Below are 22,146 nucleotides of genomic sequence, written 5' to 3' on the forward strand. Positions count from 1 at the left end.
CGTTGCGCCGCAGTCTTCACAACCCGGCAAACGCATTTTTATTAAGCTTTTCCTGCTTCCACACATTCAAAGGCTACCGATATTCTCGTTCCCTTTCCTACTTCGCTTTCCAATTTCATTTCCGCTTCGTTTTTTGCAACGATATGCTTTACGATGGCAAGCCCCAGTCCCGTGCCTCCGGTCGACTTGGAACGGCTCTTATCCACCCGGTAGAAGCGCTCGAAAATCCTTTCCTGATGCTCCTTAGGTATTCCGATTCCAGTATCATCAACCGTAAGGACAGCTTTCCCGTCTATCGGCTCTACCGTAACCATAACTCTTCCGCCCTTATTGTTGTAACGGATAGCGTTGTCGCATAAGTTATATACCAGCTCCTCAAGCATCTGCTTCTCCGAGCGGACCATACAGGGGATGCCTCTAAACAGCAGGATTACCTCATGGTTCTCCGCGTTGATCTGCAGCATATTGACACAGGTTCTCGCGATTTCAGTCAGGTTCAGCACCTCGAAGGGTTCTTCTCTGTCCACCACATCCAACTCGGACAACCGTATCACATCATTGATCAGCGTCAGAAGCCGATCGGAATTGCGATGAATCTCTCTGGCAAATCTCTCTACATCATGATCCGATGCCATGCCGCTTTCTATCAGCTCCGAATACCCCAGAATGGAAGTGAGCGGCGTCTTCAGCTCATGGGAAACATTCGCGGTAAACTCCTGCCTCATTCCGGCATTTTTTAATATATTCTCGTGCTGCTCTTTTATCGTAGCAACAAAAGGAGCAAGCTCTTCATAGGTCTCCAGTGCCTCCAGATTATCCACGTTATTAGCAACCTTTTCTATCGGTTCGATCAATATTTTCGTAAGCACATGAGCGACTGCCGTACAAAGGAGGATAATGAGCACTATTATTGCGATAATGGCAGGCAGCGCTCCGGCAAAAATACTCCATATACTGTCCGCTTCCTTCGCCACGCGGATTACGTTTCCATCCTCTATCCGAATAGCATAATAAAAGGTGCTCTTTCCCATGGTTGAGGATTTTCTCACGGCCTGTCCCTCACCCTCGGCTAAGGTCTGGATGATTTCCGGACGATTCGCATGGTTATCCATTTTTTCCGCATCTGCATCGCTTTCGTATAGCACATCGCCATTATCATCCACTACGGTAATCCTCACCTTATCCTTCTTAGAATCATACTTCTTCTCTATAAGGTCCGATAAGGCGTCGGTATCCTCCAAAAGGTGGGCATAAGTCTCCAGATCCTCCATGATCTGCTTTCTGAATAAATCATAACAGATGGCGGCCACCAGAATCATTGTGGAAAAAACAGCAATGAGAGCTATAAACATCAGTTGAAAATTAATTTTTTTCTTCATAATCCATACCTGCAAGCATTTAATGATCTTACGTCGTAAACATGTAGCCTACGTTGCGAACCGTCTTTATCATGCTTCCGGCTTCCTTCAATTTCTGCCGCAGCGTCTTGATGTGCATATCCAGCGTTCTGGATTCGCCTTCAAAATCCGTTCCCCATATTTTTTCCAGAATCATATCTCTGGGCGTGACGATACCTGCATTATTCATCAAAAGCTTTAACAGCTCATACTCTTTATAGGTCAGCTCGCAGGGATTGCCGTCGCTGGTTACCATGTGCTTCTCTTCATCCAGACAGACTTTCCCGATGTACAGAATCTTCTCCTCGTTCTTATTGCTTCTCCTAAGCAGCGCCTTTACTCTGGATATGAGCTCCATTACGCCAAAGGGCTTCGCCATATAATCATCCGCACCGATATCGAGCCCTTTTACCTTGTCTATCTCCGAAGTTTTTGCCGTTACGAGAATGATGGGAATGTCCTTCGTCTCTATACCCGCACGCAGCTTCCTTACGATATCCAGACCATCTTCATCGGGCAGCATAATATCGAGCAAAATAATATCCGGCTTTTTTTCTTCCATTTCCTGATAAAATTCTTTCGCACATTCGAAATCTTTGATCTCATATCCCGTATTTCTCAACGCAAATACTTCGATTTCTCTTATGTTTTTATCATCTTCCACCACATAAATAAGCGCCATCTCAATCACCTGCTCCATCTGTTTCATTATTACAATCATTTTACAATACCGGCGTAAAATTAAAAACCCCTTTATGTAAAATCCATGTAAAATTTAATCCCAAAAGGGAAATAATCCTTATAAAAGCCTCATATCCCCTATTTCTCCTGTTTCCTGAAATAGTTCCCACTCGGCGATATTAACCGCATGGTCGCCGATTTTTTCCAAATATTTGGCTATCATAAGTATATCGATACATTCGTCGGCTGTTTTCGTTTCTTTTTTCAAATATTCGATCAAATCCTGTTTTACCTTATTAAAAAGGTCATCTACGATATCATCACTCTCAATGACATCCTTGGCAGCGTCTCCGTTTCTGCTCACAAAAGCCTCTATCGCCGCCCGGATCATTTCCTTCGCCGATTTTACCATAGGCTCCAAATGTCCCGAATAGGAAGAAAGAGGATTCATATTCAGCCGAAGCAGCAGCTCCGCGATATCGGAGACATGATCTCCTACTCTTTCAATATCCGTAACCACCTTAAGGCTGGCCGTAATCGTCCTAAGATCTCTCGCCACCGGCTGCTGCTTCGCAATGAGAGACAGGCATCTGGATTCAATATTCCTTTCCATCTCGTTTACCACACGATCGCTTTTTAAAATTCTGTATATTTCTTCCTCATTCCTGCACTCCAGCGCAAGAAACAGCTCCGCATAGGTTTCCTCTACCCGAAGGCCCATGGCCGTTACATTATCCTTTAATTCCTTTAACTCATGCTCAAATACTGTTCTAGGTGACATATCGCTATCCTCTCTTTTCTTTTCACTTCTTTATCATCAACCGAATCTTCCGGTAATATAATCCTCCGTCCTCTTATCCGAGGGTCTGGAAAAAATATTATCCGTTGTATCGAATTCCACCACTTCTCCTACAAGAAAAAACGCGGTATAATCCGATACTCTGGCTGCCTGCTGCATATTATGAGTAACTACTACCACCGTATATTTTTTCTTGAGCTCCTCCATCAGTTCTTCCACCTTCAGCGTGGAAATAGGGTCCAGCGCAGAAGTCGGCTCATCCATAAGAAGAATCTCCGGCTCTACGGCCAATGCCCTCGCAATACACAGCCTCTGCTGCTGTCCGCCGGACAAGCCCAGTGCTGATTTCTTCAGGCGATCCTTCACTTCATCAAAAATTGCAGCTCCGCGCAAACTATTTTCCACAATTTCATCTAATTTGGCTTTATTCTTAATGCCATGTACTCTCGGCCCGTAAGCGATGTTATCATAAATACTCATTGGAAACGGATTAGGCTGCTGGAATACCATGCCGATTTTTTTACGAAGCAGCGTTGTATCCACCTTCGGATCATAGATATTCTCTCCGTCCAGAGTCACTGTCCCTTCAATGCGCACGTTATCTATCAAATCATTCATTCTGTTCAGGCTCTTTAAAAATGTGGATTTACCGCAGCCCGACGGACCGATAAAAGCGGTAACCGCATTCGCTTTGATATCCATATCTACGTCCTTAAGAGCATGGTTATCGCTGTAATATAAATTCAGCTTTCTCGTACTGATTTTGCTGTTTTCCATACTTTTCTCCATAATTTCTTCCTTTTATCCTTTCAAAATCTTATCTTACGCTCATCGAACGGTATTTACATCGAATCTCTTCGCCAGATATTTGGTCAGGAAATTAATGCCTAACACAATAATCAAAAGCACTGCCGCAATGCCGAACGCCACATCGTATTGGGCTTTGGACATGCTTAAATACAACTGGATCGTAAGGGTACCTCCCGACTGCATGATCTTATCTATCAGTCCCATACCCGCCTTCGGCAGCAAGTACCCGCTTCCCGCCGTAAAAAGCAATGCCGCAGATTCTCCTACGATTCTGCCGATTGCCAAAATGATACCGGTAATAATTCCCGGCATTGCGGATGGCAATAAAATCGTTCTTATCATGTACCATTTGGCTGCGCCCATAGCAAGCGCGCCGCTTCGGTAGCTGTCAGGCACCGTCTTTAACGCTTCCTGCGTATTTCTTGTTATCAAAGGCAATATCATCAGTGTAAGCGTAAGTGCTCCCGTTAAAACGGAATACCCCAGTCCTAACGCATTCCCAAAAAATACCATACCGAACAGACCGAATATAATGGAAGGGATTCCTGAAAGGGTTTCTGTTGTAAATTCTATGGCTCTAACAAGACGTCCCGGCTTAGCATATTCGTTCAGATAGATTGCGGAACCGATTCCAAGCGGCGTTGCAATAAGCAGGGTAATCACGATAATGTATAAAGTATTTACGATATTTCCCGCTATGCCCACCGTTCCTTTCAGGCTGCTGGTCACAGATGTCAAAAAGCTCCAATTGACCGTCCTTATCCCTTTAAAAAACACATAGCCGATGATTCCTATTAAAAGCAGAACAGAAAAAAATGCGGAAATATAAATTAGTATGCGCAGAACTGTATCTGAAATTCTCTTTCTTTTTATCGTAAGGCTATTCATTATTTTTCTCTCCCTTTTTCAAGATTCTCGTCAGGGTTACGTTAATCAGCATAATGAATACGAACAGTACCAGGCCTATCGTAAACAATACTTGTCTGTGTACATCTGCCGCATATCCCATCTCGCTTACGATTGCCGTAGTAAGAAAACGTACGGAGTTGAACGGAAGGGGTATATTTACCGAGCTTCCCGATACGAGACTTATCGCCATCGCTTCACCGATTGCCCGGCCTACGCCGAGCACTATAGCTGTAATAATTCCTGATTTTGCTGCGGGCAATATTACCTTGAATATCGTCTGTATTTGAGATGCCCCTACCGCAAGCGATGCTGCTTTCAGATAGTCCGGCACCGATTTAATTGCCGATTCGCTTATGTTAATGACGGTAGGAAGAATCATAATCGCTAAAACTATCACTGCCGATACCAGATTAGCGCCACCGGTAAACTGGTGCGTATCCGAACCTTGAAATAGCTTCAGCTCTAATTTATACATGAGAGGATTCAAAATCATCAGGCCCAAAAGTCCATATATTACCGAAGGAATACCTGCCAGCAGCTCCACTGCAGGCTTTACCGTCGCCGCTAACTTCTTAGGCGCGATTTCTGCCAAAAAAATAGCCGTAAAAACACCGATAGGAACTCCGATTAAAACTGCCAGAGCCGTACCCACTATGGAAGTAAGGATAATATAAAAAATGCCGAATGACGCTTCTGCGGCCGTTGGCTTCCATACCGTTCCGAATAAAATATCCGTAAGTCCCACCTTAAACAGCGCAGGAGTTCCGTTGAAAATCATATAAGCAGTAATGGACACCACGGCCAATACTGCCACAAAAGCGCAAATAGTAAATATAATTTGCGCTGTTTTTTCCACCTTAGATTTGTTTGCATTGTTTCCAATAATTGTGAAGGATTTCTGATTGCTCATAACTTCTCCCTATTTTATATGACTTTCCGGCATGTCGGATCTATATATCTTCTACCGGATTGTGGGTACGAGGAAAACCCCGTACCCATTATATAAATCACTTTTTATCTTTTGTTAATTATTAGTCCGGTAAGATAAGACCCGCACCGGTAATTACCTCTTTACCTTCGTCAGAACCTAAGAAGTCAAACAGCGCCTGAACCAGTTCATTCTGCTCAGAAATCTCACCTTTTGTAGCCATTACGAAAGGTCTGCTAAGTAAATAATTGCCTGCTTTGATATTTTCCGGCGTAGCTGCTACATCGTCCAGTGCCAGTGCGATTACCGTGTCATCCAGTACATCCAAAGACACATAACCAATTGCTCCGGGGGTTGATGCTACTTTTGCCATTACAGCTCCCGTGCTGTCCAACTCACTTGCATATGCACAAGCATCTTCAATTTCAAGAAGTTCTTCGAAAGCTCCTCTCGTTCCGGAACCAGCTTCACGTCCCACAACTACGATAGGTGCATCTGCTCCGCCTACGTCACTCCAATTCTTTGTTTCGCCTTTGTAGATGCTGATCAACTGATCCTTGGTAACACCCGCTACCGTATTTGCAGGATCAACTACTACTGCGATACCATCAATAGCAACAATATTTTCAATTACACCCGCCTCTTTTTCGCTGTCTTTTAATGCTCTGGAAGAATTTCCAATATCTACGCTGCCTGCGGTTACTGCTTCGATGCCCGCGGATGAACCTGTAAATTCAGGCGTTACCGTTACGCCGGGATATTTAGCCATAAAGCTTTCAGCCACTGCATTTGCAAGTTTCTCCATAGAGGTACTTCCCGACATGGAAATCGTACCGCTCAAATCTGCTGTCTCTTCCGCCGGTGCTGCTTCTTCTGCAGGAGCTGCTTCTTCTGTCTGTGCTTCCTCTGCCGGCGCAGCTTCTGTCTGTACGTCTGCTTCCGGTGCTGTGGACTCAACTGACTGACTGCCGCAAGCTGTAAGAGCACCTACTGTCAATATTGCCGCTCCGATGAGGGCCAAAGTCTTCATTGTCCTGTTCTTCATTTTCTCATTCTCCTCTTTATATATTTTTTACAGTTGAGACCATTTTTATTTTCAAAATGGCTTTTGAGGTCGTTTTAGGCGTATGTAAGCCTTTCCTCATGTCTGTAATACGAGCATAACACACACGAAAAATATCAAATATCATACTTTGGTAATTTATATGTAAGTTTTATGTAAAATTATTTTTCAAAAAAACAGGACTATGTTACTAAGAACATAATCCTGTTTTTATTAAAGATGCTTTTCACACCATTTTACTAAAATGCAGTTGTCACAATGACTTTTTCGCGCCGTACATATACTTCTTCCATGATATATGAGCTGAAAATTAATGCGGTTCCAATGCTCCTTCGGCAATGCTTCCATCAATTCCTGCTCTACCTGAACCGGATTTTTCCCTTTAGCCCATCCTATTCGCCTGGAAATACGGAACACATGTGTGTCCACCGTTACCCCCGGTATCTCATAAGCATCCGCCAGAAATAAGGTCGCCGTCTTTCGTCCGACTCCTGCCAGAGCCGTAAGCTCTTCAATAGTTACCGGAACCTTCCCTGCATGCCGCTCCAGCAATTGCTCACAGCACTTTTTCATATTTCTCGCCTTTACCTTATATAATCCGACACTCTTTATCGAATTCTCAATTTCTTCAATTGGTGCGTCCACAATCTTTTTCATATCCGGAAAATTCTTCCACAAACCCGGAAGCGCTTCGTCCACCTGCTTATCCGTGCTCTGGGCACTGAGCATAATCGCTATTAACAGCTGCCAGTCCGCTTCATGAACAAAACCCTCCTTAGTCACTCCATACTCTTTGTCCAAGGCTTCTAATATTTGTTTTGTCTTTTGTTTTGTCATTTTATTCGTCTCCCGTCCGGTTTCAAGATGTTTTATAACTCCTTGTGTACTTCCACCCTCATAGACATCCCGGCCCCAAGCCCTTCACAAGGTCTTCTTTGGAAGCCCAGCCGTTCATAGAACTCTTCCTTCCCCTCCGCAGCAACGAGGCAAAACATAAGGTCGTCGCCTTCTTCTGCTGCTTCTTTAACTTTATTTATAAGGTCCTGGACAATGTGAGCGCCGATTCCGCAGCCCTGGTATTCCGGCAATATGATAACATCTCCGATATATACCGTATATCCATAATCGAACAATGCCCTCCCCATACCTACTGCCTTCCCATCAGACCATGCGGATGTAAGAAAAGTCGTATTTGCAAGACCTCTTACCGCCTGCTTCTCTGTCAGCCTTTTCCAACCTACTATTTCCCGCAGTCTGTTATAATCTTCAGCCGCCAGTTCCTCGCGGTATTCTATCTGTTTCATTTGAACGCCTTTCTATTTTAGCAGTTGTATACATCTATGTACTCTCTGGTAATGTTCTCTAAAGTATAGTCTCCATGCCGATTTTCTGCGGCTTCAAACCACATTTTTCATAAAATCTCATTGCTGATTCGTTACAGCTCCATACATTTAATGTAACGTTGTAGCATCCCGCTTCTTTTGCAAATTCGATGACCGCATCATAAAGATGCTTTCCCACATGGAGTCCCCTGATGTTCTCATCCACACAAAGATCGTCGATATACAGCGTTTTTACATCCGTAAGAATATTGTCCTCTATATGCTGCTGGAATACGCAAAAAGCGTAACCCATAAGATATTCCTCTTCGTCGGCCGCCACCAATATCGGCTTTCCTTCGTCACAAATGATCTCCCTGATTTCCTCGTCCGTATATTTTCTGCTGTTACCCTTGAATAAATCAGGACGTCCCTTGTGATGTACCGCGGCCACCTGCAAAAGAAGTCTTTTAATACCCTCCACATCTTTTTCCTGTGCACTTCTTATTATCATCGTTTCTTCTCCTCCGCTCCTTTCAGGAAAGCCGCCGCAAAATCCATCAGCTGCTTTTCAATTCCTCTATCTCTGAACAGAGGCTCAACAAACAACATTTTTGTTTCCGCACAATACATTCCCACAGCTCTCGTCGCGCACTTTCCCACAAAGAAACAAAGCTCACCCCGTTCTATTTTGTTTATCAGTTCATTCTGTTTGTCATCGGTTAATAAAGCCATCTCTCCTTCGGCCATGTATCCGTTATGAAGCTTTAGAATCTGCCAATAATCCTCTTTTTTCAATTCCTCGCATAAGACCGCTTCCGTACCTTCCTGCATTAACGTATATAAAATACTTCCATCTTCGTCATATCCGTTATATTCAAATCCCAAGGACATCCAAAATCTTCGATTTCCCTCATTGGATAAATTCAGTTCAAAATATTTCGCATCATGTACTTCCTTCCGGAGCTGCCTAAAACAGGCTTTTCCATACCCTGCACTTCTATACTCCGGATAAATGCAAAAATCTAAAATAAAACATTTTCCGTCCTCTGAAGCATAAACACAATAGGAACAAAAGCCAATTTGAACTTCTCCTTTATTAAAAAATATCATATGTGCCCTGTCGATTGTCCTGTCGCATATGGCGATTAACGCATTCCGGTATTTCTCCGAAAGAAAATACTCCTTATCCTCCTGCGTAATCGGACTACCGATCGACTCATTAGGGAAAATATCCCTTATTAAATATTCTTCATGCTTCTTCCAGAAAGCGTCCCTGCATGCTTCTTCTATTGTAATCTCTTCTAATTCCACTATTTATCCTCCAAGCCGCTTTCGGATTCGTTTTTCATCTTCTCCTGTACGGAAGTCACCACATCGTAAACATCAATTCTATGGCTTTCCATTTCCGGCATTCCTATGAACAGTCCGCCGTAATTTATGCTATCTCCGCTTCTTTCCATACGAATGATTTCAATGAAAGCATGAATAGTCTCCTTCGTCCATATTCTCAAAAAGCCTTCATAAACTGCCCCTATCTCCAGTTCTTCGCCGCACCGAAAGCCAACTCCCGACTTGGATACATTCACCACGTCGATTGCGACCTCCTTATCTCCTCTGTCTTTATCGAGGCGTTTCATAATCAGCTTGGATTCCAACTCCATTCTGCGGTCTTTTCTCTTCTCACTCATTTATATTCTCCCTTTCTTATACTTAACGCTATCCCTTATTCTGATTTTATATCAAGAAATGGGGTATTACAAGACTTCTGCATTGAATATAAATAATAAAACACCGAAAAGAAGCAATGACCGCCTGCCATTTATTACGGTGTTCTATATATAAATTATTTTTTATATAAAGTGATGGCTATAGTCTGCTTGCATTATGTGACAAAGCTTCCTTCAAGCCCTCTGCCGTACTCAGAAAATTGATTCCCGACTCTCTTATCTTGCTTAAATCCATCCGTAGGTTTCTGTGTTTGTCCGCAAACGACTCCCTGTCTTCCACTACGCTTACCCCTGAAATATTTTTCAGCTTTAACATGTGCCTTACCACGTCGCAGGTACAAAGGTCATTTTCGCTTCCAAAATTATATACCCCGGGAGAAAGACTAAATGCCTTTTCCATATTAGCGGCAACCTCCCAAACATTGGTAATGCTTCTGAAATCAAACACCGGATATCTGATTTCCTTCCCTTCCTGTACCGCTTGCAGGACATTTGTTACCAAACTACCATGCTCTGTTCCTATCCTCATTTCCTTATCATACATCCAGCTGAGCCGCAAGATTACGCTGTCTTTATTAAACTCCAGGCATTTCCTCTCCGCCTGAAGCTTCTGCTTACCATAAACATGAGGCGGACACAGATTTTCTTCTTCTGAATGCGGGCTAGTCCCTGCATGTCCCAAATAAACCTGATCCGAGCTGCAGAATATCAATTTTACACCGAATCTTCCGCATACCTTAGCTATGTTCTCCGTTCCCAGCACATTTACCTTATATGACAGCTCAGGCTCCTTTTCGCAAGCACCTATATCAGACACCGCTCCGCAGTGAATCATAATATCCGGACGAAACTCACTTACTATATTCCCGACTTCATTACCATCTGTAAAATCCATCTGCCCGCGAGTCAGTCCCCTAACCTCATGTTTTTTTAATGCTATACACAGCCTTGAAGCCAGAAAGCCGTTAGCGCCGGTTAACAATATCCTCATTATACAACCATGCTCCTTTAAACCTTATCCTTCTTTCACATTCTCAGGGAAACTTCTTAAATACACCGTATTTCCATCAGGATCCAATAAACTCATATTTCTTGCTCCCCAAGGACGGGTGATCGGCTTATCTATTATTTTCATACCTTTTTCCAGCAATCTTTCGTATTCCTCATCCACGTTATCTACTGTAAATGCAATACAAATATTCTGATTCTGGTTGTTTTTGACAGTCCCATCGTTATAGATAGTCAGCATCGTTTCTTCCGCAATGATAGTCTGGTGCACGCCATCACCACTTCCGTTATCAGTTCCCAGCAAAAATTTGTAAAAGTCTGCCAGTCGGATCACATCATTTGTTAAAAACCCTACCTCTCCTAATTTCATGACTTCCTCCTACATCCACCCTGGAATTGTATTTTTGTCTGCCTAAGAAAAAGAATTATAGTGCAGACATTGTACCATATCTTTACAATTATGTACAACCGTTTACTGTAACAAATCATTATAGAGATAAAAGGATGGTTACCGGGAACGGAGTGAACAGTAACAAGAATGAGTGAACCTGTTATAATACGACATAATGTTGTCATGTTCTGTGTATTATAATAAAAATAAACAGTAAATCTGGAGGAATATAAAATTATGCAGGAATATGCTGACAAAGATGCTTTAATAACTGAAATTAAAAAGACAGCCAATATGTTTATATCCGAATTTGATGGAATACCCGAATCCGACAAGGCGGTACGTCTTGAAGAAGTCGACCGCACACCGCAGGAAATAATTGCCTATCAGCTTGGCTGGATGAAACTGCTCCTCAGCTGGGACAGTAATGAGCTGGCTGGAAAAGAAGTCGTCACACCGTCCCCCGGATATAAATGGAATCAATTAGGAGGGTTATACCAAAGTTTTTATGACCAGTATCAAGACGAATCGCTGTCTCAGTTAACCGGATTATTTGTTTCTACCGTTGATGAACTGATCCAATGGCTCAGCGGCTTCAGCGAAGAGGAACTTTTTCGCCCCGGCGGCAGAAAGTGGGCCGCATCTACCCCATCTAACTGGCCTATATGGAAATGGACGCACATTAACACTGTTGCACCGTTTAAGTCTTTCCGCAGTAAAATTCGGAAATGGAAAAAACTTCGTTCGTTAACATAGGTTTGTAATTTGTTCGATTTATTCAGAATATCGAAATGTTTTCAACGCCAATATCAGAGCAACGATCGCCACCAATAATACAAGTCCCAGATGTATTAAATAACTAAGCCATGACAATTCCAGCGCATTGCGCAAGCCACTGACAAACCATTGAAAAGGATTAAAACAACTAACTGTTTTAATGAATTCCGGGGTGTTATTCAGGGAATAAAATGCGCTGCTGCAAAACATTAGGGGCATAGTGATAATATTGGTTAAAATGCTTACGTTATTATCTGTCCGGCTCAAACTTGCTATAAAGAAACTAAAGAAAATATAACCAGCAGTTGCAATAATAATGATAGGTATTAATGCAAGGAAGGACATCAACGAAATATTTATCTTAAGTACAAAAACTCCTGACAGTAATACGAGCATGGCACATAGAAACGAAATCAACGTCCAGGCTCCTGATATGCTGCATATATATTTCCAAAGGGGCATAGGTGTTACCCGAAGCAGATTATATACACCTCTCCGACGTTGTATCAAGATAGCAAAAGAAGTGGTCATAAATGAGTAGAACAAGATACTGATAGCCATCATCCCAGTTAATATATGCTGCGGATAATCCGGAGATTTTATAAAAATTCCTAATCCAATTGCACCACCGATTGGCAGTACAATAGACCATAGTATTAAAAAAGGATCCCGGCTTGCAGATTTAAATGTAAGACTGAATATTATTTTCATTTTTATACCCATCTGCGCGTTGCGTCGCGCACTCAAATCAATAGTTGAATACGCATTTTTATTCAACCTTATACCTCCATGTCCGCTTCGGCGGACTAAAAATCAATAGTTGAAAGCTCTTTTTCTTCACCTATTCGCTTCCGCTTGTGTGTTGTCGGTCAATTCAAGATACAAACTTTCAAGATTTTCGGTATGATATTGCTGTAAAAGACTCTCCGGTTCCCCTTGGGCAACAATAAGTCCCTCGTGCATTAAAATAATACGGTCAGCAATACGGGATACTTCTTCCATATCATGTGATGAAAAGAGCACTGTTACCTTATTTTGTGCTAATCGCTTTATCATAGTTCTTACTTCGTGCCGGCCACGGGGGTCAAGTCCTGCTGCCGGTTCGTCAAGTATAATCAAATCCGGATTATGCAGAGTGGTAACGGCAATCGCAAGTCTTTTTTGCTGTCCGCCAGATAAACGTGATGCAAGAGTTTTTCTTGCTTCCTGTAAGTTGCATTCCTCCAGTTTCTTCTGAATTTGCTCTTTACCCATTCGTAAATTGTAAAGCGCCGCAAACAGTTGTAAATTCTCTTCCGTGGTGTAGCCTTCAAAAAAGGGAGTAGACTGCAATTGAACTCCAATATGTGCTTTATAATCTTCTCTCCATCGTGTAATTGCTCCTGCATCTGGTGGTAATATTCCTAAGAGCATTCCCATAGTGGTTGATTTCCCGGCTCCGTTCGTTCCTATCAAAGCGAGAATTTCACTTTGCCGAATTTCTACATCAATTCCTTTCACAACTTCGCGGTTATGAAATTGCTTGTGTATGCCTTTAGCCTCCATTAAAATCATTCTCAAATTCTCCTTATAATTAATATTGTTTATTCAATGTTGAGTATTCGGTTTATTTTTTCTCCCTCATGATAGAGGGAGATTTTTTAGTGCTCTTTCTCCAAAAGTGCCAAAGCATTATCAACAAAATCCTGTTGCTGCTTTATTATGGAAAACATATTATCCATGATAAGATTAACCATTGAAGGGATTTTATGTTGCATCGCAGTGTCTTTGGCTTCAAATCCGGATTTCACAGCATTATATTCATCTTTTAGAGCAATGCGCTGTTGTTCAAGTGCCTTGCGGCATTCATCAACTGATAACTTCTCATAAAATGATAAGCCGGAATATAATGTGGAGGGATATAGTACAGAAGAAACCTTTAGCGAGTCTTTAATTAACGTTTGGAGATAAGCTCTTCCAGTGTCTGTAATTGAGTAAACCGCTTTTTGTCGGTGTCCTGTCTGTTCTATACTGGTAACTATGACATATCCTTCCTGCTCCATTTTTTTCAGCGCGTGGTAGATAGAGCCAATCAAAACACCGCCCCACCGTTCTGCATCCGTCATCTGCAATGTCTGTTGAATATCGTAGCCGGACATTGGCTGAACATCTAATATTCCAAGTACAAGTAACCGTGTCAATTTTATTTCACCTCACTTACTCAACGTTGAATATTATATCATTGAATAACGGACTTTGTCAAGGCTATCTTCTATAAAGACTCCACGCAATTACATTATAGGATTAGGGTGTCAAAGGGTCCTTTATAAATACATTCTGGTCAATATGACCAAAACAAAAAAAACGACTGCGCCTATGTAAATATTTAGAAGTTCTTTCTCTGGATATTTTTTTTCTGGTATGTTTGGCGCGAATAGACTGAGAATTAGAACTTCTTATATATTGGAATTCGGCGCAGGAGTCTTTTTGTTTTGAGCATATTGCCTAGAGACGTTCGCAAAAGGACCTTTTGACACCCTAATCATTATAGCAGACTGCGCAAAGAAATAAGTCACTTTATCCTGATTACACGAACCTCATAAGGGCGCAGAACGGACTCACTTCTATTGTCATAATTATGGAAATAAATTTCCTTCCCACTATACTGCTTCCAGTCAAATGCTACTTCTTTTTTTGTGAAATTGCAGATGACGTCAAAGGCTTCTTCCTCCAGTTCTCTACGGTATGCAAACACGGCTTCCGTTTCAGAGTAAAGCTCCTTATAATCCCCGTAAATAGCCGTATCATTTCCGGATTTGAAAGCTATCAGCTTCTGATAGAAGTACCAGATTGAATCGGTATCCGCCAGTGCCTTTTCCACGTTAATCTTATGATAATTTTCATTAACCGCCAGCCATGGAGCGGCATCCGAGAATCCTGCATTTACGCTATCCTCCCACTGCATAGGGGTTCTGGCATTATCTCTTCCTTTTTTCAGTATGGCATCCCATGCTTTTTCCTTTACCCCTGCTTTTTCGGCTTCTTCATAATACCTGATGCTCTCAATATCCCGCAGTTCCATAATCGAGGTGAAGGGCGCATTGGTCATTCCTATTTCTTCCCCTTGATAAATAAAAGAGGTTCCTCTTAACAAGTGCATTGCTGCGGCAAGCATCTTAGCCGCCCGTACTCTCTCCTCTTCCGTATCCGGTGACACGAATCTGGAAAGCGGCCTCGGCTGGTCGTGATTCGACCAAAACAAACTTCCCCAGCCTTCCTTTGTCGCTTCCTGCCAACGACTGATAACACGTTTAAAATCTGCAAGAGTATATGGAACAATCTCCCACTTTCCGCTTCTCCCGCTATCTATATCCATAAGCTCAAACTGGAAGATCATGTCTAGTTCACGGTTCTCTTTGTTCATTAGCTGCCTGCCGATTTCCGGCGTTACAAAGGGCGTCTCTCCCACACACATGCTATCTCTGCCGTCAAAACAAGCGGCGCGCATTTCCTTAAGGTAATCATGGAGCTCCGGCTGATTCGCAAAATTCTCAGGGCAGAAGGTGTATCCGGAAATCGTCTTTTCTCCTGTTCCATCGGGAAGCCCCGGTTTCTTGGCTATCAGATTAATGACATCCATGCGGAAACCATCCACTCCCTTATCGAGCCACCAATTAATCATGTCATAGATCTCTTCCCGAAGCTTTCTGTTCTCCCAGTTTAAATCAGGCTGTTTTTCTGAGAACAGGTGCAGATAATATTCATCTGTGATTTCATCATATTTCCATGCGGAGGGTGTAAAAAAAGATCCCCAATTATTTGGTTCTTTGCCGTTTTCCCCTTTGCGCCAAATATAATAATCACGATATGGATTGTCCTTATCTTTACGTGACTTGGCAAACCATGAATGCTCGTCGGACGAATGGTTCACCACCAAATCCATAATGATGCGGATACCGCGGCCGTGTGCCTCCCTAAGAAGCACATCGAAATCTTCCATTGTACCAAATTCTCTCATTATCTGCCGATAGTCGCTGATATCATAACCCATATCATCATTTGGAGATTCATAAACAGGATTGAGCCAGACAGCACCGACCCCCAGCTCCTTCAAATAATCAAGCTTTCCTATTATCCCGTTTAAGTCACCGATTCCATCGTGATTACTGTCCATAAAGCTTCTTGGATACAGTTGATAAATAACACATTCTTTCCACCATTTTCGTTCCATAACCTTATATATAAGCAACGGATTCACGCTCTACAATTTGGATGGGAACCACATACTCTTCAGGCTCCTTTACTTTTTCATCCATTGTATAGCACAGCATTTCCACCGCTTTTTTTCCCTTCTCAAATATATCCTGTCCGATTGTTGTAAGACCAGGCGTACAATAGTTTGCAATATCAAGATTATCAAAGCCAATGATAGATATCTGCTGAGGAATCTTAATCTGCATTATATTCAGTTCCTTAATAGCGCCCATGGCAATCACATCCGCCGTACAGAAGATCGCTGTGCAATCTGTCTCAGTCACAATTCTTCTCGCCATTTTTCTGGCCTTTTCAAAATCGACGTTCGCATGAAAAAGATAAGAGGGATTGACTGGCACTCCGCCTTCTTCCAAAGCGCTTCTATAACCTTCATACCGCTTTGCGCTGACACCCCCTGTTTTTAATTTGCCCGACAAAAAAGCAATCTTTTTGTGCCCATGCTCCAGCAGATATTTCGTTGCCGCGTATCCGCCATAAATATCATCCAGCTTCACTTCCTTATAGGCATGGTTGTCCATATAGGAATCTACCAATACCACCGGTATATTGCTTTCATTCAAACCTTCGTAGAAATCCTCGGAATACGCACCAATAACAATAATGCCATCGAGATTTCTCTGCTGTGCCAAATGAAAATATGTCTCATCCGCGTTCGTCCCGGACACAATTACGTGATATCCCCTTATTCTGGCATTATATTCAATACTGGACAGTATTTCACTATAGAATGGATTCTGGAATACCATCATACTACCCGGCTCTGTTTGTGGAATAACGACTCCTATCAGACTGCTTTTATTGCTCGCCAGACTGCTTGCAGATATGTTTTTCACATATCCCAGCTTCTTAATAGCATCTTTTACCTGTTGTACTGTTTCCGGCGGAAGTACTTTTTTTCCGCTCATCGCGTAAGATACTGTTGCGATAGACAATCCTGTTTCTGTCGCAACATCTTTAATCGTTATTTTTCTCATCCCAGCCACTGCCCCATCTACTTATTTCCTGTGAAGATTCTCACTGTCTCCGAATTTAATTATACACAGATTTGTATTATTTTTCACGTCATTTCCTACCTTCTGTCCAATTTCCTCATTTGGGCCGAGATTCAAAGTGATCGCAGCGTTCCCGCGGACGAAAAGCATTATTTTCCCAAACGGAACTTCCTGATAAATCTCTCTTCCTCCTTCCATTCTGCTGCCGTCCCAGAAATCATACCATATTCCCTCCGGTAAATATACACTTCTTCCTGCAGCACCTTCCTCTACAACCGGAGCCACCAAAAGATCTCCTATCATGTAGGCATCATCAATATCCAGTACGTTTTTATCCCCGGGATATTCCAGATACAGATGCTTTAAGAAGGGCTCCCGGTTTTTCGCACATTTTTCTGCTTCTGCATAAAAATAAGGTAAAAAATTCATATGCAGGTTTGCAAAATAACAAGAGGTTTGTAAAATCTCCTCATCGTCTCCATAAAAAGCCGCCATATTCCACGGACTTCTGTCGTTCACTGCTACTGTTCCTTTCATGACTTCAGCAAATTGCCCGCTTGCAGGTTCACTATGCCACTGCATCGCGGGTACAAAGGCTCCAAGTGCCGTTGCCCGCAGATATAGCTCTTTAGTGGGCATCGGTCCTGCAAATCCTCCAATGTCAAAGCTCCAAAAAGGCACGCCGCAAAGAGAAAGCGAAAGTCCCGCACGTAGGACAGCCTGCAGTTCGGAGAACTTAGACATCTGGTCACCTGCCCAGTGCATAGGCGTTGTCTGTGCTCCTACATATCCGGCACGGCTGAACAAAATACGATCTTTACCGATAAATTCCGCATATGCTTTTTCATACTGAGCAGGATAAAGATTCTTCACTTCTTTTCCGCTGACATTCTGATAAAAGTTTGTTTCCACATCATGAATAAATTCTCCGCCATCCGTTTTGAATCCATCCACTCCCATATCCAGCAAATATTTTCTCTTGGAAAACCACCACTTTCTTGTCTCTGGGTTGGAAAAATCAGGAAGCATCGAACCAATAAACCACTGTTTCGGAATCTTATACGGACTGCCATCCGGATTAGTACCAACCAGCTTCTCCTCCACCGCATAGGTACAGTCATTATCATGCTGCTCACTTTCCTGTCCGGGATCGAGTTCTTTGAGCGCCGGTATCTGCCAGAGAACCAATTTCATCCCTTTTTCGTGAATTGCCCGAATCATTTGGTCCGGCGACGGCCAAGGCTCGGTAAACCTAATATCCTCCTGTGTAAGATACTCTGCCCCGTCCACCGGTTTGTATTTTGACCCATTCCATAAGTAAAAAGTTGCCTCGTCACTCCATGCTTCAATCACAATTACGCTGATCGGATAATCATACTTGCGGGCATACTCTAACTGCTCTTCAATATCCTTCTGGCATTTCCAGCGGTTAGCCGACGCCCATACACCGAATGCCCATTTGGGTGGAAGCACAATCTCTCCTGTCTTTTCTACGAACTGGGAAATAATCTCCTTGGGCGTCCCATAGAAAAAGTATAGCGTCCACTCTGCATCTGACGCAAGTTCTATACGAAAGCATCCTTCCGTAAAGTCAAAATCCACCTCATATGCGGTATCCACAAATACCCCGTGCCCCTCGCTTGTATGATAAAAAGGTATCGGCAGATATGCGTATTCTCCCTGTTCACAAAATTTCTCAATAACAAGACTCTTTAATTTCTTTCCAATATGGTTTACGCTGCAGTAACGCTCACCTAATCCATACACCGCTCCGGCATTACAGTCATATTCCATGATAACTTTACTGCCTTTTCTATTCACTCGAAAGTTCTTTATTACTTCCTGATCGAGTCCAATGATTTTATTTTCCATCATTTTCGTCTCCTTACCCCTTTATTCCACCGACCATTATGCCGGATTTCATTTTTGAATTAGCACCGATATATACAATGATAATTGGTATCATTGAAATCAGGCTGCCTGCCATTAATACGTTATACTCCGTAGCATACTGCCCGTTTAAATTATTGAGTGCCAATGTTATGGTCATTTTATTGCGGTCCGACAACATTACCAAAGGCCATAGATAATCGTTCCAACTATCCATGAACGTTGTAATCGCCAATGTTGCAATTGCCGGAAGCGACAACGGAAGCATTATCTTCCAATAAATGTACCACATGCTCGCCCCATCAATCTGCGCGGCTTCAATGTAATCGTTCGGCACGGAGCGCATATTCTGCACTAGAAGAAATATACCAAATGCCTTAAAAAGGGATGGAAAAATCACGCTCCCATAAGAATTGATCAATCCCATATGATTCATAATGATAAACAAGGGTATCAATGTGACTTGTGTCGGAATCATCATAGAAGCAAGATATACTTTGAAAATTCCATCTGCCAGCGGAAAGCGGATCTTCGTAAATGCAAATGCTGCCATAGATGACGAAAGAATCGTAATCACCGTATAGCATACTGTGATAAGCATACTGTTTCCCACAGCCTTAAGAAAAGGAAAGCGCTGGAACACCTGGCTATACGCATCCAGCGTCGGCTCCTGCGGAATCCACTGTACAGGGAGCGCCATCAACGCTCCCTTGCTTTTTAACGAGGTTGAAAGCATCCAGAAAAACGGAAGCATCACGATCAGGGAAATTGCAATTGATATGAAATAATATCCCGCACTGCCCAATATTTCTTTTGCCTTATGATTCATAATGCACCCATCCATTCTGTAATTTCATCTGTATCATTGTCAACACGAAAATAATCACAAACAATAACCATGAATATGCCGACGCATAGCCCATTTTAAAATAGCTAAATCCATAGGTGTAAATCCGCTCCACCATAACTTCCGTCGCACCACTCGGCCCGCCTTCCGTCATGATCTGAACCTGAGGAAACATCTGGAATGCATTGATCAGCGACATGATCAGGCAAAAAAAGATGGATGGAGTCAATAAAGGCAGCGTTATTTTGAAAAAAGATACTCCTCTGCCTGCGCCATCGACCTTTGCTGCTTCATAATATGTCGGATCAATTGCCTGTAGGCCGGATAAAAGAAACAATCCAAAAAACCCCATATCCTTCCAGACAGATGCCAGCACAATACCGGGCATTGCCCACACTTCACTGGTCAGCCATCCCGGCCCACTGATCCCTATCAGCGCCAAAAGCTGATTGAGTACCCCATACCTCGGACTTAATACCCATTTCCATATAAGACTTGCCGCCACCCACGAAGTCAGTACCGGAATATAATAAAGTACACGGAATACCATAGTTCCCTTCCTCTTTTTGTTCAGTAATACTGCGACTCCAAGGGAAGCTACGAATACAAGCGGAATATACAAGACAATGTAGTAAAGCGTATGTCCAAGGACTGTCCAGAACTCCTTACCGCCTAATATTACCTTATAGTTTTGTATCCCTACAAAATGTTCTGTAATTGTCTTCAGTGTAAGCTGCTCCAGACCATTCCAGTCCGTAAAGCTTAAGAATATAGCTATCAGTACCGGAAAAAGGCTGAATATCAACATTCCTGCAAAGCTTGGAAGCATAAATGGCAGCGCCTGCACTATTTTCTCTTTTTCTATTTTCCTTTTCTGCTTTGACATGCTTATCGTCCCATTCCTACATTAGTTCAGTGTAATTAAAGTCTCACATTCTTCCTGTGCTTGATTCAATGCATCCTCAACCGTGGTTTTCCCACTGGCTGCCTTCGAAAGCTCCTCCGTAATAATATCGGACATCAAACTATAATCCTCAATAATTGGAGGTACTACCAGATAATCCAGTGAAGTAAATACTGCCTGCTTGTTATCAGGAGGAGTTACTTCAAGATAAGAATTTAGTACCGTCTCATTTTTGATTGCCGGAAGGTCCCAGCCTGCATCGATTCTTATCTGTGCCGCTTCATCACTGGATGCAAGCCATGTAATCCATGTGGTAGCTGCCGCCGCCTGCTCACTATCTGCATTTACAACTAAAGCGTTACTAAAGAAATGAGTCGCTTTCTCTGTTCCGCCAGGTTCCACACAAATATCCCAGTTGAAATCACAGGCATCTTTAAAGGTATTGAATGCCCATATTCCGGTCGGGATCATCCCAAGACGTCCGCTTTCGAATAAATCCCAATCTCCCATTCCGCCCATCTGCTCCTCTGTAGGCGCTACATTGGATACGAGGACACGGTCGATCATCATTTGCGCAGCCTCGATATTTTCCGGAGAATTAATAGTAAATTCCGTCTTATCATCGTTTAACAGACCGCCTCCGTACTGAGAAGCAACTTTATAGAATTCATTGTAAGTAAGCGGTGCATAGATACCATATGTATCATCGGAAAGCGCCCGGATCTTCTCCGCAGCTACCTGTGCATCTTCCCATGTCCAGTCGTCTGTCGGATATTCTGCACCAGCCTTGTCAAACAGGTCTTTGTTATAAATCAATACCACGTTTGAAAAATTTCCCGGAAGGCCATATTGCTTACCGTCTACATTAAATGCACTCAATGCGGTCTCATTGAAATTCGAAGTTTCCGCTCCGGAGATATCTGCCAGCACTCCTTTGGCCGCATAAGATGCGAAATTCTCAATATTCAGTTCGTAGCAATCCGGTGCCGTTCCGCCGGCCACCCTTGTCTGCATAGCCGTAAAATAATCACTATATGCGACCGTCTCAATGTTTACAGTAATGTCAGGGTATTCCTCGTGGAATTTTTCATACATCTTGTTCAATGTTTCCTCATTTCCACCGGAAGCATTGAAATTGCAATACGTAATCGTTACCTCTTCCCCACCTTCGGGTGATTCTTCTTGCCCGGTGCTTACTGGGTTCTGTCCGGCAGTTTCTTCCTTTGCTGCCTCTTGTGTACTGCCACAGGCTGTCAGCCCCAATATCATTGTGGAAACAAGTGCTGCTGCTAATGCTTTTTTCATACTAATCCTCCATATTTTCGATGTCTGCGAATTTGAGCGGATGTGCCTGCACATCTTAAGCACAAAATTTGCATGCAAAATGAATTTTGCTGTGAAAAATAAATTTTTCACACTGGTACCTTCTAATACTTTTGTGAAACGT

The 22,146-nt window shown here is 42.8% G+C and carries 24 protein-coding genes; 1 reads left to right on the forward strand and 23 read right to left on the reverse strand.

Annotated features, from left to right (window positions below; genetic code table 11):
• Positions 1 to 41 precede the first annotated feature (41 nt).
• From V6984_RS15140 to V6984_RS15205, 14 genes are all read right to left on the reverse strand, one after another.
• Positions 42 to 1,379, reverse strand: a complete 1,338-nt coding sequence (locus V6984_RS15140; protein ID WP_342756446.1) for a sensor histidine kinase — start codon at positions 1,377 to 1,379, stop codon at positions 42 to 44.
• A gap of 28 nt (positions 1,380 to 1,407) precedes the next feature.
• The gene (locus V6984_RS15145) at positions 1,408 to 2,079 is read right to left on the reverse strand and encodes a response regulator transcription factor (protein WP_342760022.1); all 672 of its coding nucleotides are present in this window, start codon (positions 2,077 to 2,079) and stop codon (positions 1,408 to 1,410) included.
• 117 nt (positions 2,080 to 2,196) lie between these two features.
• Positions 2,197 to 2,859, reverse strand: a complete 663-nt coding sequence (gene phoU / locus V6984_RS15150) for a phosphate signaling complex protein PhoU (protein WP_342756447.1) — start codon at positions 2,857 to 2,859, stop codon at positions 2,197 to 2,199.
• Between the two features lie 36 nt (positions 2,860 to 2,895).
• Entirely contained in the window at positions 2,896 to 3,654 is a 759-nt protein-coding gene (gene pstB / locus V6984_RS15155) for a phosphate ABC transporter ATP-binding protein PstB (RefSeq protein ID WP_342760023.1), read from the reverse strand.
• Positions 3,655 to 3,705: 51 nt separating this feature from the next.
• The gene (gene pstA / locus V6984_RS15160) at positions 3,706 to 4,575 is read right to left on the reverse strand and encodes a phosphate ABC transporter permease PstA (protein WP_342756448.1); all 870 of its coding nucleotides are present in this window, start codon (positions 4,573 to 4,575) and stop codon (positions 3,706 to 3,708) included.
• Complete coding sequence (gene pstC, locus V6984_RS15165) at positions 4,568 to 5,506, reverse strand: phosphate ABC transporter permease subunit PstC (protein WP_342756449.1); 939 nt, start codon at positions 5,504 to 5,506, stop codon at positions 4,568 to 4,570. The genes pstA and pstC overlap by 8 nt, the downstream gene beginning before the upstream one ends.
• Before the next feature lie 121 nt (positions 5,507 to 5,627).
• Positions 5,628 to 6,569, reverse strand: coding sequence for a phosphate ABC transporter substrate-binding protein (locus tag V6984_RS15170; RefSeq protein ID WP_342756450.1), 942 nt, complete (start codon positions 6,567 to 6,569; stop codon positions 5,628 to 5,630).
• A gap of 231 nt (positions 6,570 to 6,800) precedes the next feature.
• Positions 6,801 to 7,424, reverse strand: coding sequence for an endonuclease III (gene nth, locus V6984_RS15175; RefSeq protein WP_342756451.1), 624 nt, complete (start codon positions 7,422 to 7,424; stop codon positions 6,801 to 6,803).
• Between the two features lie 32 nt (positions 7,425 to 7,456).
• Positions 7,457 to 7,891, reverse strand: a complete 435-nt coding sequence (locus V6984_RS15180) for a GNAT family N-acetyltransferase (protein WP_342756452.1) — start codon at positions 7,889 to 7,891, stop codon at positions 7,457 to 7,459.
• Positions 7,892 to 7,949: 58 nt separating this feature from the next.
• Positions 7,950 to 8,420 carry a GNAT family N-acetyltransferase gene (locus tag V6984_RS15185; protein WP_342756453.1) on the reverse strand — a complete coding sequence of 157 codons (471 nt, stop codon included), beginning with the start codon at positions 8,418 to 8,420 and terminating at the stop codon, positions 7,950 to 7,952.
• Positions 8,417 to 9,220, reverse strand: coding sequence for a GNAT family N-acetyltransferase (locus tag V6984_RS15190; protein ID WP_342756454.1), 804 nt, complete (start codon positions 9,218 to 9,220; stop codon positions 8,417 to 8,419). Before V6984_RS15190 ends, V6984_RS15185 begins: the two co-directional genes overlap by 4 nt.
• Positions 9,220 to 9,597, reverse strand: coding sequence for a PilZ domain-containing protein (locus V6984_RS15195; protein ID WP_342756455.1), 378 nt, complete (start codon positions 9,595 to 9,597; stop codon positions 9,220 to 9,222). The genes V6984_RS15190 and V6984_RS15195 overlap by 1 nt, the downstream gene beginning before the upstream one ends.
• Before the next feature lie 178 nt (positions 9,598 to 9,775).
• The gene (locus V6984_RS15200) at positions 9,776 to 10,627 is read right to left on the reverse strand and encodes an SDR family oxidoreductase (protein ID WP_342756456.1); all 852 of its coding nucleotides are present in this window, start codon (positions 10,625 to 10,627) and stop codon (positions 9,776 to 9,778) included.
• Between the two features lie 24 nt (positions 10,628 to 10,651).
• On the reverse strand, positions 10,652 to 11,014 hold the full coding sequence (locus tag V6984_RS15205; protein WP_342756457.1) for a VOC family protein: 363 nt from the start codon (positions 11,012 to 11,014) through the stop codon (positions 10,652 to 10,654).
• A gap of 258 nt (positions 11,015 to 11,272) precedes the next feature.
• Here V6984_RS15205 and V6984_RS15210 point away from each other — a divergent pair, with 258 nt between their 5' ends.
• Positions 11,273 to 11,791, forward strand: coding sequence for a ClbS/DfsB family four-helix bundle protein (locus tag V6984_RS15210; protein WP_342756458.1), 519 nt, complete (start codon positions 11,273 to 11,275; stop codon positions 11,789 to 11,791).
• Between the two features lie 18 nt (positions 11,792 to 11,809).
• On the opposite strand, the gene V6984_RS15215 is transcribed toward V6984_RS15210, so the two are convergent.
• From V6984_RS15215 to V6984_RS15255, 9 genes are all read right to left on the reverse strand, one after another.
• A complete protein-coding gene (locus V6984_RS15215; RefSeq protein WP_342756459.1) occupies positions 11,810 to 12,589 on the reverse strand; it encodes an ABC transporter permease in 780 nt (259 codons plus the stop codon).
• Between the two features lie 60 nt (positions 12,590 to 12,649).
• A complete protein-coding gene (locus V6984_RS15220; protein ID WP_342756460.1) occupies positions 12,650 to 13,366 on the reverse strand; it encodes an ABC transporter ATP-binding protein in 717 nt (238 codons plus the stop codon).
• An 86-nt stretch (positions 13,367 to 13,452) separates the two neighbouring features.
• Positions 13,453 to 13,992 (reverse strand): PadR family transcriptional regulator, encoded by a 540-nt coding sequence (locus V6984_RS15225; RefSeq protein ID WP_342756461.1) that lies wholly within the window; start codon positions 13,990 to 13,992, stop codon positions 13,453 to 13,455.
• Between the two features lie 371 nt (positions 13,993 to 14,363).
• On the reverse strand, positions 14,364 to 15,965 hold the full coding sequence (locus V6984_RS15230; protein ID WP_342756462.1) for an alpha-glucosidase: 1,602 nt from the start codon (positions 15,963 to 15,965) through the stop codon (positions 14,364 to 14,366).
• 61 nt (positions 15,966 to 16,026) lie between these two features.
• On the reverse strand, positions 16,027 to 17,040 hold the full coding sequence (locus V6984_RS15235) for a LacI family DNA-binding transcriptional regulator (RefSeq protein WP_342756463.1): 1,014 nt from the start codon (positions 17,038 to 17,040) through the stop codon (positions 16,027 to 16,029).
• Between the two features lie 21 nt (positions 17,041 to 17,061).
• On the reverse strand, positions 17,062 to 18,933 hold the full coding sequence (locus tag V6984_RS15240) for a TIM-barrel domain-containing protein (RefSeq protein ID WP_342756464.1): 1,872 nt from the start codon (positions 18,931 to 18,933) through the stop codon (positions 17,062 to 17,064).
• Positions 18,934 to 18,943: 10 nt separating this feature from the next.
• The gene (locus V6984_RS15245; protein WP_342756465.1) at positions 18,944 to 19,777 is read right to left on the reverse strand and encodes a carbohydrate ABC transporter permease; all 834 of its coding nucleotides are present in this window, start codon (positions 19,775 to 19,777) and stop codon (positions 18,944 to 18,946) included.
• The gene (locus V6984_RS15250; protein ID WP_342756466.1) at positions 19,767 to 20,681 is read right to left on the reverse strand and encodes a sugar ABC transporter permease; all 915 of its coding nucleotides are present in this window, start codon (positions 20,679 to 20,681) and stop codon (positions 19,767 to 19,769) included. The genes V6984_RS15245 and V6984_RS15250 overlap by 11 nt, the downstream gene beginning before the upstream one ends.
• Before the next feature lie 21 nt (positions 20,682 to 20,702).
• The gene (locus V6984_RS15255; RefSeq protein WP_342756467.1) at positions 20,703 to 22,004 is read right to left on the reverse strand and encodes a sugar ABC transporter substrate-binding protein; all 1,302 of its coding nucleotides are present in this window, start codon (positions 22,002 to 22,004) and stop codon (positions 20,703 to 20,705) included.
• Positions 22,005 to 22,146: the final 142 nt, after the last annotated feature.

It is taken from the genome of Kineothrix sp. IPX-CK (assembly GCF_039134705.1).
In the GTDB taxonomy this organism is placed as follows: Bacteria; Bacillota; Clostridia; order Lachnospirales; family Lachnospiraceae; genus Kineothrix; species Kineothrix sedimenti.

Bases quoted from the DNA above. Each gene is read 5' to 3' on its own strand.
- V6984_RS15185 (WP_342756453.1), bottom strand. From the start codon at position 8,420: ATGATAATAAGAAGTGCACAGGAAAAAGATGTGGAGGGTATTAAAAGA.
- V6984_RS15145 (WP_342760022.1), bottom strand. From the start codon at position 2,079: ATGGCGCTTATTTATGTGGTGGAAGATGATAAAAACATAAGAGAAATC.
- V6984_RS15180 (WP_342756452.1), bottom strand. From the start codon at position 7,891: ATGAAACAGATAGAATACCGCGAGGAACTGGCGGCTGAAGATTATAAC.
- V6984_RS15210 (WP_342756458.1), top strand. From the start codon at position 11,273: ATGCAGGAATATGCTGACAAAGATGCTTTAATAACTGAAATTAAAAAG.
- V6984_RS15140 (WP_342756446.1), bottom strand. From the start codon at position 1,379: ATGAAGAAAAAAATTAATTTTCAACTGATGTTTATAGCTCTCATTGCT.
- V6984_RS15245 (WP_342756465.1), bottom strand. From the start codon at position 19,777: ATGAATCATAAGGCAAAAGAAATATTGGGCAGTGCGGGATATTATTTC.
- phoU (WP_342756447.1), bottom strand. From the start codon at position 2,859: ATGTCACCTAGAACAGTATTTGAGCATGAGTTAAAGGAATTAAAGGAT.
- nth (WP_342756451.1), bottom strand. From the start codon at position 7,424: ATGACAAAACAAAAGACAAAACAAATATTAGAAGCCTTGGACAAAGAG.
- V6984_RS15205 (WP_342756457.1), bottom strand. From the start codon at position 11,014: ATGAAATTAGGAGAGGTAGGGTTTTTAACAAATGATGTGATCCGACTG.
- V6984_RS15230 (WP_342756462.1), bottom strand. From the start codon at position 15,965: ATGGACAGTAATCACGATGGAATCGGTGACTTAAACGGGATAATAGGA.
- V6984_RS15195 (WP_342756455.1), bottom strand. From the start codon at position 9,597: ATGAGTGAGAAGAGAAAAGACCGCAGAATGGAGTTGGAATCCAAGCTG.
- V6984_RS15250 (WP_342756466.1), bottom strand. From the start codon at position 20,681: ATGTCAAAGCAGAAAAGGAAAATAGAAAAAGAGAAAATAGTGCAGGCG.
- V6984_RS15255 (WP_342756467.1), bottom strand. From the start codon at position 22,004: ATGAAAAAAGCATTAGCAGCAGCACTTGTTTCCACAATGATATTGGGG.
- V6984_RS15235 (WP_342756463.1), bottom strand. From the start codon at position 17,040: ATGAGAAAAATAACGATTAAAGATGTTGCGACAGAAACAGGATTGTCT.
- V6984_RS15170 (WP_342756450.1), bottom strand. From the start codon at position 6,569: ATGAAGAACAGGACAATGAAGACTTTGGCCCTCATCGGAGCGGCAATA.
- V6984_RS15240 (WP_342756464.1), bottom strand. From the start codon at position 18,933: ATGATGGAAAATAAAATCATTGGACTCGATCAGGAAGTAATAAAGAAC.
- V6984_RS15220 (WP_342756460.1), bottom strand. From the start codon at position 13,366: ATGATTTTAATGGAGGCTAAAGGCATACACAAGCAATTTCATAACCGC.
- pstB (WP_342760023.1), bottom strand. From the start codon at position 3,654: ATGGAAAACAGCAAAATCAGTACGAGAAAGCTGAATTTATATTACAGC.
- pstA (WP_342756448.1), bottom strand. From the start codon at position 4,575: ATGAATAGCCTTACGATAAAAAGAAAGAGAATTTCAGATACAGTTCTG.
- pstC (WP_342756449.1), bottom strand. From the start codon at position 5,506: ATGAGCAATCAGAAATCCTTCACAATTATTGGAAACAATGCAAACAAA.
- V6984_RS15200 (WP_342756456.1), bottom strand. From the start codon at position 10,627: ATGAGGATATTGTTAACCGGCGCTAACGGCTTTCTGGCTTCAAGGCTG.